Origin of the sequence: Micromonospora sp. NPDC048839 (assembly GCF_040649915.1) — a bacterium.
Lineage (GTDB): Bacteria > Actinomycetota > Actinomycetes > Mycobacteriales > Micromonosporaceae > Micromonospora.
In genome coordinates, this window is sequence record NZ_JBEZGL010000022.1 from 116184 (window position 1) to 127118 (window position 10935).

At 70.8% G+C, this 10935-nt stretch carries 11 protein-coding genes and 1 pseudogene; 5 read left to right on the plus strand and 7 right to left on the minus strand.

The genetic code is table 11. From position 1 onward, the window contains the following. Window positions 1-195 (plus strand): hypothetical protein (locus AB0C25_RS30865; protein WP_357377803.1); only part of this gene is annotated, 195 nt, incomplete at its 5' end. Window positions 196-557: 362 nt separating this feature from the next. Here AB0C25_RS30865 and AB0C25_RS30870 read toward each other — a convergent pair. The 4 genes and pseudogenes from AB0C25_RS30870 to AB0C25_RS30885 form a co-directional block, all read right to left on the minus strand. After that, entirely contained in the window at window positions 558-2027 is a 1470-nt protein-coding gene (locus tag AB0C25_RS30870; protein ID WP_357377805.1) for an MFS transporter, read from the minus strand. Between the two features lie 55 nt (window positions 2028-2082). Continuing rightward, a complete protein-coding gene (locus AB0C25_RS30875; protein ID WP_091397890.1) occupies window positions 2083-2319 on the minus strand; it encodes a hypothetical protein in 237 nt (78 codons plus the stop codon). A 132-nt stretch (window positions 2320-2451) separates the two neighbouring features. Beyond that, complete coding sequence (locus AB0C25_RS30880; RefSeq protein WP_357377839.1) at window positions 2452-2865, minus strand: hypothetical protein; 414 nt, start codon at window positions 2863-2865, stop codon at window positions 2452-2454. A gap of 43 nt (window positions 2866-2908) precedes the next feature. After that, a pseudogene (locus AB0C25_RS30885) lies at window positions 2909-3433 on the minus strand (ATP-binding cassette domain-containing protein); the annotation flags it as partial. Here AB0C25_RS30885 and AB0C25_RS30890 point away from each other — a divergent pair. Both AB0C25_RS30890 and AB0C25_RS30895 read left to right on the plus strand, forming a co-directional pair. Next, the gene (locus tag AB0C25_RS30890; protein ID WP_357377807.1) at window positions 3323-4483 is read left to right on the plus strand and encodes a geranylgeranyl reductase family protein; all 1161 of its coding nucleotides are present in this window, start codon (window positions 3323-3325) and stop codon (window positions 4481-4483) included. The pseudogene AB0C25_RS30885 and the gene AB0C25_RS30890 overlap by 111 nt on opposite strands. An 82-nt stretch (window positions 4484-4565) precedes the next feature. Beyond that, window positions 4566-4736, plus strand: coding sequence for a hypothetical protein (locus tag AB0C25_RS30895; RefSeq protein ID WP_357377809.1), 171 nt, complete (start codon window positions 4566-4568; stop codon window positions 4734-4736). Window positions 4737-4791: 55 nt separating this feature from the next. On the opposite strand, the gene AB0C25_RS30900 is transcribed toward AB0C25_RS30895, so the two are convergent. Then, entirely contained in the window at window positions 4792-6582 is a 1791-nt protein-coding gene (locus tag AB0C25_RS30900) for a 5'-nucleotidase C-terminal domain-containing protein (RefSeq protein WP_357377811.1), read from the minus strand. Between the two features lie 186 nt (window positions 6583-6768). Between AB0C25_RS30900 and AB0C25_RS30905 the strand changes: the two genes are divergently transcribed. Then, window positions 6769-7671 (plus strand): SDR family oxidoreductase, encoded by a 903-nt coding sequence (locus AB0C25_RS30905; protein WP_357377813.1) that lies wholly within the window; start codon window positions 6769-6771, stop codon window positions 7669-7671. A gap of 218 nt (window positions 7672-7889) precedes the next feature. Here AB0C25_RS30905 and AB0C25_RS30910 read toward each other — a convergent pair whose 3' ends face one another. Next, window positions 7890-8549, minus strand: coding sequence for a nucleotidyl transferase AbiEii/AbiGii toxin family protein (locus AB0C25_RS30910; RefSeq protein WP_357377815.1), 660 nt, complete (start codon window positions 8547-8549; stop codon window positions 7890-7892). Continuing rightward, the gene (locus tag AB0C25_RS30915; RefSeq protein WP_357377817.1) at window positions 8546-8887 is read right to left on the minus strand and encodes a hypothetical protein; all 342 of its coding nucleotides are present in this window, start codon (window positions 8885-8887) and stop codon (window positions 8546-8548) included. Before AB0C25_RS30915 ends, AB0C25_RS30910 begins: the two co-directional genes overlap by 4 nt. Window positions 8888-9615: 728 nt before the next feature. On the opposite strand from AB0C25_RS30915, the gene AB0C25_RS30920 reads away from it, so the two are divergent. Further along, window positions 9616-10179 carry a hypothetical protein gene (locus AB0C25_RS30920; protein ID WP_357377819.1) on the plus strand — a complete coding sequence of 188 codons (564 nt, stop codon included), beginning with the start codon at window positions 9616-9618 and terminating at the stop codon, window positions 10177-10179. Window positions 10180-10935 lie beyond the last annotated feature (756 nt).

Consider the following 10935-nt stretch of genomic DNA (forward strand, 5'->3'; position numbering starts at 1 on the left):
ACCACGACACCACGACACCACGACACCACGACACCACGACACCACCGCACCACGACACCACCGCACCAGCACCACCCGCACGACACCGACCGCTGGCCGGCCCCCGCAACTCGGGGTGCCGGCCAGCGGCGTTCTCGCCTGCTGGGCGTGCGCGGATGGGGTGCGTGGCGCCTGCCGGGCGTGTCGGGCGGGTGACAGCCCCGGCCCGACCGGCGGATCCTCGGAGATCTTGGACAGTTTCCGTTACGCGAGAACGGAAACTGTCCAAGATCTCGCCGCAGGCAAGGTCGACCGCCATCCGAGCACGACACCGACATCTGCCCGGTGCCCCACAAACCCGGGCTGCCGACCGCCCAGCACCCCGCACCCGGCACCCGGCACCCGGCACCCGGCACCCGGCACCCGGCACCCGGCACCCGGCACCCGGCACCCGGCACCCGGCACCCAGCACCCAGCACCCGGCACCCGGCACCCGGCACCCAGCACCCGGCACCCGGCACCCGGCACCCGGCGCCCCGCACCCCGGGGCGCCGGCCAGCGGCGTACCCCTGGTGTTGTCAGGTCTTTTGGCGGCGGGTGCGGAGGATGTCGACAAGCGCGCAGACCAGCGCGAGTGCGATGATGCCGGTGGCCAGCAGGAGCGACCGTTCGAAGGACGTGGTCCAGTTGCCGCGGCTGTCGGCCAGCGATGAGAAGAACACCGAGCCGACGGCGGCGATGCCGGCGGCGGCGCCGATCCGCTGACCGGTCTGGAGCATGCCCGCTCCACTGCCCGCCTGTGCTACCGGGACGTCGGCGAGGGTGATCGTCTGGTTGGGTGCGATCACCAACCCGCTGCCGATGCCGGCGACGAGCAGCGGACCGGCGGTGACCCAGGGGGCTGGGTCGTCCGGGGCGAGGCGCAGGGCGACAACCGTCGCGGCCAGACCGACCACGATGGTGAGCAGACCGATGGCGACGAGAGGTCGGCCGATGCGGTTGACGATGCGGCCACCCAGCACGGCGGCGGCGGCCGAACCCAGGGCGAACGGGGTGATCGCCAGGCCCGCGACGAGCGCGCTGTAGCCGAGACCCATCTGCAGGAACAGCGTGAAGATGAAGAAGATCGCGGTGAAGCCGCCGAAGTAGACAAGCGCGATGAGCGACCCCAGGGTGTACGACCGGAGGCTGAACAGCCGTAGGTCGAACAGTGGCTGGTGCTGGCGTGCGTATCGCCGTTCCCAGAACCCGAAGGCGACCAGCACCGCGAGACCGACCGGGATGAGCGCCCACTTCCAGGGGGTCCGCCACTGCTGCTCCTGCACGAGCGGAAGCAGGACGAGGACCACGCCGACACCGAGCAGCAGGACGCCGACGGGGTCGAGTTGGCGCCAGCCGGGCTGACCGGCGGGGCGGCCGGGCAGGAGGCGCCAGCCGAGGATCACCGCGAGGACGCCGACCGGCACGTTGACGAAGAAGACCCACCGCCATCCGTGTTCCTCGCCGCCGATGGCGATGAGCAGCCCGCCGAGCAGCGGTCCGACGGCGGTGGAGATACCGATGGTGGCGCCGAGCAGCCCGAACGGGCGGGCCCGTTCCGGCCCGCGGAAGAGTTGTTGGATCAGTCCGATGACCTGCGGGTTGACGATGCCGGCGGCGGCGCCCTGGAGCAGGCGGGTGATGACCAACCAGGTCGGGGAGGGAGCGAGGCCGGCGAGCGCACTGGTCAGGGTGAACAGTGCGATGCCGAAGACGAACGCGTTGCGCCGGCCGCGGGCGTCACCGAAGCGGCCCGCTGGCACCAGCGCCAGGCCGAAGGTGAGCGCGTACCCGGAGAGGATCCACTGGAGGTCACTGGGCGAGGCGTGCAGCGCCCGGTCGATGGACGGCACCGCGACGTTGACGATGCTGACGTCGAGCAACGTCATGAACGCGGCGACCAGCCCGACGCCCACGGCCTGCCAGCGTCGTCGGTTCGCGGCCGCGTCCACCGGCTGCGGCGGTTGCGCCGCACTCATCGTGCCCCCCGTTGACCGTTGATCAGGCATTGTTGACCCCTACCCGGGTCACCGGGGGGCGAATCGTCCCGGCTTGTTCTGCGGGTCACGCCATCTGGCGGGCGCAGAACCGGGGACCGAAGTCGAGACCCGCCATCGGTGAGTCCTCGCGGTGCAGCAGGCCCTTTTCGGTGAGCAGGTGCAGCGGGCTGCCCACCTGTTCCGCGGTCAGCCCGGACTCCTCGGCGATCAGGTCCGGATAGGGCACCTGTCCGCGTGCCTCAAGAGTGGTGACCGCCTGGTACACCCGTTGCTCAGCCTCCGACAGTTGCACCTGCTGCATGCTTCCTCCTTCGCTCGTCCGCCGTCGTGCGGCGGTTGCCGTGCGCCGGTTACCCCCTCGCTGACCGAAGATGCACACCCGATCGGGCGGTGCGGGATCAGGCGCGGCCGGCGGGCGACTGCAGCGGGCGGCTCAGAGCCGCCACACCACGGTCACCGCTCTGGTCACGGCCGCGCGGGCGGAGCGACCGAGACGTCCACGGGTCTGCCGCGTCGCGGACGCGGTGAGGAACGCGGTCAGCACGACAATGGACACGACGGCCTGAATGCCCACGGCGGTGCCGCCGACGCCGTCGGCGGTGATCGCGGTCAGGGCCGGCAGGGTGCCGATCAGCGCCACGTCGAACGCTTGGGCGACCCAGAGCAGTGGTCCGCTCGGCACCACTCCCTGCGGTGTGACGATCAGGGGGTAGTCGTGGCGGACGAACGAGCGACGGCAGGAGCGCAGCGCGCCGGTGGCGAGGGCGGGGCCCGCAGCCGCGCCGAGAGCGGCGCCCCACACCGGGTGCGCACCCGACTTCGGCCGGATCCCACCAGGTGCCGGCATCCGGGGGGTTGAGGAGCCGAACCAGCTCGACGTGCTCACCAACCGTGAGCGACGGATACCAGGCGACGTCGTCGAGCATCGCCACCACGGCGCGGCGGAACCCCGCGTCCCGCTCGTCCACCGGCGGACCGGCCACCGTCACGGTTCCCGCGCCTGGTGGGTGCAGACCAGCCACGCACCGCAGCAGGGTGGACTTTCCCGCGCCGTTGGGGCCGCGCAGGGCCACCGCCTCCCGCGGGTGGACGTGGAGGGCGAGGTCGGCCACCACGACGTGGTCGCCGTACCGCAGGGTGAGCCCGTCGATGTTGATGACCACGTACGACTCCCCGTCCGGATGGCGGTCGGTCCGGCGATGGGATGCGGGCGCGGACCGACCGAGGATAGCCGTGCGAGAACAGGTCGGCGGTGCGCGGTTGCGCGGCGCGGCCGGACCCTCGCCATCCCCTAGGCTGCTTTCGTGATCATTTGGGATCTCGTCGTCGTCGGCGCCGGCCCCGCCGGGTTGTCCGCGGCCTACGTCGCTGCCCGCGCGGGTGTGTCCACCCTGGTTGTCGAGCGGGCCGCGCACCCGCGGTACAAGACCTGCGGTGGTGGCCTGATCGGCACCTCGCTGGCGGCGGTCCAGGATCGGATCGAGGTACCGGCGCACGACCGGGTGGACCGGGTCACGTTCACCCGCGACGGCCGTCGGGAGTTCACCCGCCGCAACGACAGTCCGGTGGTGACCATGGTGCGCCGCGAGGAGTTCGACGACCGGCTGCGCGCGGCGGCGGTCGCCGCCGGCGCGCAGGTGCGCGAGCGGGTCGCGGTCCGCGCGATCGAGCCGAACCCCGAGGGGGTACGCCTGCGGTTGGCCGACGGTACGACGATCGCGGCCCGTGCGGTGATCGGGGCGGATGGGTCGTCGGGGGTGACCGCCCGGCACGTGGGAGTGCGCTACCGGCAGGTGGACCTGGGTCTGGAGCTGGAGATTCCGGTGCCGCCCGCGGAGCAGGAGCGTTGGCGGGGGCGGCTGCTGCTGGACTGGGGTGCGATGCCGGGCTCGTACGCCTGGGTGTTTCCCAAGAACGACACCTTGACCGTGGGTGTGATCGCCGGTCGGGGCGCGGGGGAGGGGACCCGGGACTACCTGCGGCGGTTCGTCGACCGGTTGGGGCTGACCGGGTTGCCGGCGGAGCACGACTCCGGTCACCTGACCCGCTGCCGCGAGGAGGATTCGCCGTTGCGCAACGGTCGGGTGCTCGTCGCGGGGGACGCGGCCGGGTTGCTGGAGCCGTGGAGCCGGGAGGGCATCAGCTTCGCGTTGCGCTCGGGTGAGTTGGCCGGTGCGGCGGTCGCCGGTGGTGATCTGGCCGGGTACGAGCGGGCGGTCGCCGAGCGTCTGCTGCCGGAGATGCGGGCGGGGTTCCGGCTGCTCGACGTGTTCACCAGGCGGCCGGAGGTGTTCCACGCGCTGTTGGCCACCCCACCGGGTTGGCGGATGTTCGTCCAGTTCTGTCAGGGTCGGGCGAGTTTCGCCGAGATGCTGCGACGGCGGCCGATCCGGGCGGCCCTCGCGGTGCTCGACCGGCTGCCCGACCGGCGTCCACGCCCCACCATCGCTCACCCAGGATCCTAGGATGCTCTACGCGGTGTGACGTCACCCTGGTGCCGAACACCGCGCACGCCGGACAATGACGGGGGAGCAACAGGAGGTGCCGATGGCCGAGCAGTCGTTCACCGATGACGAGTACGAGTTCCTGCGGCACGCGCGCTTCGGGGAGTTGCCGCCCGCAGTCCGTCCCGACGAGCGGGTCGCCCTGACCGAGACCGACCCCGGACGGGACCAGCCGGAACCCGAGGATCCGGTCCGCTGGAACGTGCAGGGCTGACAAACGCGCGGCGGGCCGCGGGTGTCGCCACCCACGGCCCGCCGACGATCGGGGATCAGAAGACCGGCACGCCCTCGCGTACCAGTCGCCAGTTGGGATGGAAGAAGTCGGCCGGGTCGATCGTTCCCCTGGCCTGCGCCCAGTCGATGAGCAGCTGCCGGATCTCCTGCTGCGCGTTGTAGACCTGGGTCTTCACGATGCCGGGGAAGTTGCCGCCGCCGCTGCGCCGGTAGTTGTTCACCGCCACCACGAACTGCGCGTTGTCGGCCACCGGCGTGTCGGTGCCGGTCAGCACCAGTCGGGTGATCCGCTGCCCGACCGGCTTGGAGATGTCGATGTCGTAGTCCAGGCCGGAGAAGACGTCGTAGTTGTAGTCCGGCACGGCCGGGTCACTGATCTGCTCCGGGTCGACCGGGGCGCCCGGCGCGACGGTCCGGAAGTACTTCGCCGAGTACTCCAGGTACGCGCGCACCTCGCCCCCGCTGAGCACGACGGCCTCGAGGGTGTTGTCGTACACGTACAGGCCGGCCACGTCGCGGATCTTCACGTCCCCGGCGGGGAAGACGGCGGTACGGCTGAACGGTGCCGCGATCGACAGCACCGGCAGGTCCGCGTACGTGGTGCCGGCCAGCGCCGCGCCGACCACCTCGGTCTGCACGTGGTTGATGAAGTCCAGGATCGGCGTGTCCTTGTAGCGCGACTCCGCCGCCGACAACTCGACGGTGGACTGCGCGACCACCTGGTTGACGTACGCGATGGTCTTCTGGTGTTGGGCCCGCACGGCGGCGAGCACCTTCGGGTCCTCGACCACCGTGTTGGTGTTCAGCATGCTGGCGGCCTTCTTGGTGATCGTCCACCGGCCGTGCTCGCGGGCGAGGGTGAAGTCCATCCGGGTGAGCCGCTGGCCCCACTTCGACGGCTCGGACAGCAACACCTGCGTACCGGTGCGCTCGTTGGTGACGAACCGCTCGACGACCTCGTTGTGCGCGTGACCGAAGAGGATCGCGTCGATCCCCGGCACCTGCTGGGCGATCAGCGCGACCGGGTTCTCGTTCGGCAGCTCCGGGCCGTAGCTGGAGGTGCCGCTGTCCCCGCCGTGCGCGGAGATCAGCACGAGGTCCGCGCCACGCGCCCGCATGATCGGCACCCACTTCGCGGCGGTCGCGACCATGTCGTCGAAGCGCAGCTTGCCCTCGACGTTGCCCTTGTCCCAGATGGCCACACCGGGGTTGGTCAGCCCGAGGATGCCGACCCGCAGGGTCGGCGCGGCGAGACCGAGGGAGACCTTCTTGATGACGTACGGCAGGAAGGCCGGTTTGCCGGTCTTCGCGTTGACGGCGTTCGCGGCGAGGGCCGGGAACCCGAGCTGGCGGATCCACAGGTCCAGCAACGGCAGACCGTAGTTGAACTCGTGGTTGCCCAGCGTCACCGCGTCGTAGTCGATGACGTTCATCGCGCGGGCCATCGGGTGCTTCTCCCCGGTGGCGGTGATCGGCTCCTGCTTGGCGTAGTACGTGGCGAGCGGCGTGCCCTGGATCGTGTCACCGGCGTCGAGCACCAGCGTCGCCTTGCCGCGCCGCTCCCGGCGAATCTGGTTGATCAGGGTCGCCAGCTTCGCGACGCCGATGTCGTTCTGCTTGCTGTCGTCGTACTCGGCGTCGCGGTAGTAATCCCAGTTGTAGACGTTGCCGTGCGTGTCCGACGTGCCCAGGAGGGTGAGGTCCCAGGTGCGCGGCCGGGGCCTGCCGGCCGCCTGCGCGGGCGCGGCGGCGATCAGCGGGGCGGCCGTCGCCGCCGCCGCGGCGACGAGCACCTGACGACGCGACGGGCCGGAGGGAGAGGTCATGACGTGCCTTTCCATGGGGGTGGACGCGCCTCGTGAGCGCCTTGCGCACCATAACCAGCAGCCGTCACTCCCGCCACGCCAGCCCCGACGGTTGTCACGGTTTCCGCAGACCGGCGCGGGGTAGGGCGGTCAGGGACGAAAATCGCGGGACAGCCCCCGCGTCCCGCGCGCGGCGAGGAGTTTTCAGTGAGCGAGGACCAGCACACCCAGCAGGACCCGACCAGCCAGTACGGCCAGCAGTCCGGTCAGCCCGCCCAACAGCAGTCGGCGCCCGGCTCGACCGCGGAGATGAACCCGAAGCCGGACCACGGGGAGGAGTCGTACCGGGGCAGCGGCAAACTCGACGGCAAGCGGGCGCTGATCACCGGCGGTGACTCGGGGATCGGCCGGGCCATCGCGATCGCCTACGCGCGTGAGGGCGCCGACGTGCTCATCTCCTACCTGAGCGAGGAGGAGGACGCCGACGCGCGGGAGACCATCCGGTTGGTCGAGGACGCCGGCCGGCGAGGCATCGCGGTACGCGGCGACATCACCGACGAGGCGCACTGCCAGGAGTTGGTCGACCGAGCGGTCCGCGACCTGGGCGGGATCGACATCCTGGTCAACAACGCGGCGTACCAGATGTCGCAGGACAAGGGGATCCTCGGCATCAGCACCGAGCAGTTCGACCGGGTGCTCAAGACCAACCTGTACGCGATGTTCTGGCTCTGCAAGGCCGCCATCCCGCATCTGGCCGAGGGGTCGGCAATCATCAACACGGCGTCGATCCAGGCGTTCGACCCGTCGCCGCAACTGCTCGACTACGCCACCACGAAGGCGGGGATCGCCAACTTCACCAAGGCCCTCGCCGCCGAGCTGGCCGAGCAGGGTATCCGGGTGAACGCGGTCGCCCCCGGCCCGGTCTGGACGCCGCTGATCCCGGCCACGATGCCGGAGGAGAAGGTGAAGCAGTTCGGCACCGACACCCCGGAGGGTCGTCCTGGCCAGCCGGCCGAGCTCGCCCCGGCGTACGTCTTCTTCGCGTCGCAGGAGTCCAGCTACGTCACCGGCGAAATCCTGGGGGTCACGGGCGGTCGACCGACCAAGTGAGATGGCCTTTGGGGCGGGCACTGCTCGGGTGTCCGCCCCAGCGTGGCTCTGCGCCGGTGCTCCGGTGCTCCGGTGCTCCGGTGCTCCGGTCGATCCGGTGTGCCGGTTGATCCGTTGCCGTGCGAATCCGAGTGCTGCTCTTTGCGGTGCCGCGTGTTCCGGTGGCTGGCGCTGGACTGCTCGGATATGCCGTTGCGCGCTCGTCGACTGCGGTCGGGTCAGCGCGGCCACGCGGCGAAGCGCCGGCGGACCTGGGCGATGTCGGCTGCGCTGAGGCCGTAACGACCGAAGCGCTGCTCGGACAGCCGGTCGAGGTACCGGCCGGCGGCCCGCACGTCCGCCGGATCCAGCGCGGGATCGACCTGCCGTGCCAGCACCAACAGCTCGGTCACGTCGTAGTGTTCCAGCGCCGCCGCCACGTCGATGAAGTCCCGCACTTCCCGCCGGTTGACCAGTGCCGCGATCTTGTTGGCCACCAGGTCGCGGACGTCCATGACCGGGCCGAGGTCCATCACCACCGGACTCTGCTGACGGTCCAAGCGGGCGAGGCTGAGCCGGATCTGCCGGCCGTCGCGGCTCACCACGAAGTCCTTCATGTCCTGGCCGTACCCGTCGAACAGTTCGGCCAGCTCACTGTCCGGGTCGGCGTCGGTGACGCTGAAGCCGGCCCGTTGCAGTGCCACCCGCACCCCGGCGGACGCCGCCGCGGCAGCGCCCTCCACGTCGGCGAAGAGGTCGACGTCCTCCGTCGGGCGGGCGACCAATCCGTGCGCCGCCCAGGCCACCCCACCGCCCAACACGAACCGGTACGGCCCGGCGGCGGTCAGCGCCACCCGGGCCACCTCCCGGTAGAACTCGTGCAGGTGAGGCTGGATCACGCCGCGCGCAGGCCGCGGTGCCGGCTCTCCCATGCCTGTCGTACGCCGCGGGGCAGGTTGAGCAGTCGCCAGACCCGGCGCAGCGTCCGCCCGTTGATCAGCGCTCGCAGATCCTCGGCCCGGGTGGTCTCGCGGAGGACGTTCTCGTACATCCAGAGCAGTTGGTCAGGGTCGCCGAGGTCGAAGGTGCGCTCGGCGCTCCACATCAACCGCACGGGCAGTTCGACGACACCCCGGGTTGGGCCGGCCAGCTCGGCGAGCGTTCTCGCCACCACGGCAGGGCGACCCGGACGGGCCAGGAAGGCCACGCCGGTCGGGGTGGGGTAGACGGCCTGCATGGTGTCAGGGTAACGCCCGCCAGTCCCGATGTCGCTCAGGTCGATCCGAGCGCCCTGCTCCAGGCGCGCCGGCCCGGCCGTCATCACTCCGAAGTTTGTCCGTTTTGCGCCGCGCTGGCGCGCTGGTCCGCCTTGAGTGACTCGGGTTCCCCCGGAAGTCGGGGTGTCCGGGAGTCCGGGACGCCCCGACTTCCGTGAACCCGAGTGGATCACGCGGGTGAGGGCGCTTTGAGGGTCGCCCGAGCCGCGCCGGGTGGGCGCTTTGTCGGGTTTAGGGCTTCGGTGGGGTGTGGCTGGGCGCACTCGTGGGCCGGAATCATGGCGGGGCCGGGGTCGTTACATACCCTGACGATCGCAGGACCACCGGCCCGCCGGCCCCGGCCACGGGGTGGGAATGCGGGACCCGGTCCGGTCGTTACAGTCCCCACGAACGACCGCCCGGCCACCGCCTCCACGTGGGTGCCGATGGATGGGCCGCCCCCGGAATGACCCCGGCCCCCCGGGTCGTTACACCTGGACCCCGGCGCCGCGAGCCCCCGCTCACCGGTCGCCGACTTTGGTACGGCCTTCCGCTTGTGTGTCGTCGCACGCCGGCGCCGCGAGCCCCGGGCCGCTCACCACAGACTTTCCCCCTTGTTAGTGCAGCGCCGGACGAGGTGCTCACACCCGTTACCGCCGTTCCCCCTTTGGCGGTCGGGTGTTTCCTACCCCCGAAGGAGCTACCCCCCATGAACACGATCATGCGTAAGAGCGTCCTGTCTGTTGCTGGTCTCGCGTTCGCCGGTGGTGTGTTCGCTGGTCCGATCGCCGCCCACGCCGCCACCCCGGTTGAGGGCAAGCCGGTCGCGGTCGCCGTGCAGACCGCGGCGCCGAAGCCGCAGGGCGAGCAGTCGCACATCGACCTCACCGGTGAGAAGACCGCCAACGTCAAGGCGATCATCGCCGCCACGAAGAAGGCCGGTCTGCCGGAGCGGGCCGCGGTGATCTCGATCGCGACGAGTCTGCAGGAGTCGAAGCTGGACAACCTGGGCCACCTCGGCGACGCCAACGACCACGACTCGTTGGGTCTGTTCCAGCAGCGCCCGTCCAGCGGTTGGGGTACGCCGGAGCAGATCACCGACCCGGCCTACTCCACCACCGCGTTCCTCAAGGGCCTGAAGCAGGTTGACGGGTGGCAGGACATGCCGCTGACCGAAGCCGCGCAGACCGTGCAGGTCTCCGCGTACCCGGACGCCTACGCCCAGTGGGAGCAGCAGGCCACCGACCTCGTCGCCCAGTACTGGAACAGCTGACCCACCGCACCACCGCATGACACCGCACGGCATGACCACGGCGAGCGCTGGCCGGTACCCGCAAGGGTGCCGGCCAGCGGCGTCTCCGCCTCCTGGTCGGGCAAGCAGTTGAGCGGTGAGGTCCCCGACGCACCCCTGGGGCGTCCCGGGGAGCTGATTGCCTGGCCTGAGCGGTGATTTTTCCGAGATCTTGGACAGTTCCCGTTCGCGAAACGGTAATTGGCCGACCGCCGACCGCCGACCGCCGACCGCCGACCGCCGACCGCCCACCGCGGCCAAGATCGCGCTCGATCCTGGTTGTAGTCCCCTCGATCGGCAACGGTGGCCACTACAACCAGGATCGAGCACGATCTTGCAAAGGCAAAGCACCGGCACCAGCACCAGCACGTCCGCGACTGCCGCCGCGCGACCGCCCGCCGTGACCGCGACTGCCACCGCGACCGCACGATAGCCACTTCGACTGCCGCCGCGACCGCACGACCACGGCCTCGCAGACTACGACCGTTACCCCTACCGCACCGTCGCCTCCGCGCCACCGCCGCTGTCACCGTCGTACGGATGCTTGGCGGTAGGGGTGAGCGTGGGGAACAACGTGGGGGCCTCGCTGGTTGTGGAGGGTGTCGGTGTGACTCAGTGTCCCCGGGCCTCACCTAATATCGCTTTCGCGGAATACCGTTCGGCTGGAGCCGCGTCGCGCCACTCGCCGAGAGGCGACCTGCACACCGACACCAGCGCCGCCCCCGGTCCACAAGGCCG

Bases quoted from the DNA above. Each gene is read 5' to 3' on its own strand.
- AB0C25_RS30870 (WP_357377805.1), bottom strand. From the start codon at position 2,027: ATGCCTGATCAACGGTCAACGGGGGGCACGATGAGTGCGGCGCAACCG.
- AB0C25_RS30875 (WP_091397890.1), bottom strand. From the start codon at position 2,319: ATGCAGCAGGTGCAACTGTCGGAGGCTGAGCAACGGGTGTACCAGGCG.
- AB0C25_RS30880 (WP_357377839.1), bottom strand. From the start codon at position 2,865: ATGCCGGCACCTGGTGGGATCCGGCCGAAGTCGGGTGCGCACCCGGTG.
- AB0C25_RS30895 (WP_357377809.1), top strand. From the start codon at position 4,566: ATGGCCGAGCAGTCGTTCACCGATGACGAGTACGAGTTCCTGCGGCAC.
- AB0C25_RS30900 (WP_357377811.1), bottom strand. From the start codon at position 6,582: ATGACCTCTCCCTCCGGCCCGTCGCGTCGTCAGGTGCTCGTCGCCGCG.
- AB0C25_RS30915 (WP_357377817.1), bottom strand. From the start codon at position 8,887: ATGCAGGCCGTCTACCCCACCCCGACCGGCGTGGCCTTCCTGGCCCGT.
- AB0C25_RS30920 (WP_357377819.1), top strand. From the start codon at position 9,616: ATGAACACGATCATGCGTAAGAGCGTCCTGTCTGTTGCTGGTCTCGCG.